The organism is Shewanella sp. S1-58-MNA-CIBAN-0166, assembly GCF_040310085.1.
Lineage (GTDB): Bacteria > Pseudomonadota > Gammaproteobacteria > Enterobacterales > Shewanellaceae > Shewanella.
Genome location: NZ_JBEOPN010000139.1, coordinates 1 through 272, shown reverse-complemented (window position 1 = coordinate 272; position 272 = coordinate 1). Strand labels below are relative to the sequence as shown.

Sequence of the window (272 nt, the reverse complement as noted above, 5' to 3'; positions counted from 1 at the left end):
AAATAACCCACTAAAGGCTATTAATGCCATGGGAGCGTAATGAAATGCACTAGCTTGAGTCATGCTCAAACCGAAATCTTTTATAAGTTCGGGGATTATCATGCCGACTGCGTCAGAGGTCATGGCAAACATAAAAAACATCATGTATGTAAGCCAACGTATTTGTTGCAGTGGGTCGCTGCTTACGTGTGTGTGTGATTTTGTCATGTGTTTATTCCTCGTTAAATTCTCTATTAACACTTCGTAAGTCAGTCAGTTGCTTACTGTAGTAT

General features: G+C 39.7%; 1 pseudogene. It reads right to left on the bottom strand.

Annotated elements, in window-relative coordinates:
- Positions 1-207: pseudogene (locus tag AAEY99_RS21435) on the bottom strand (MFS transporter); the annotation flags it as partial.
- Positions 208-272 lie beyond the last annotated feature (65 nt).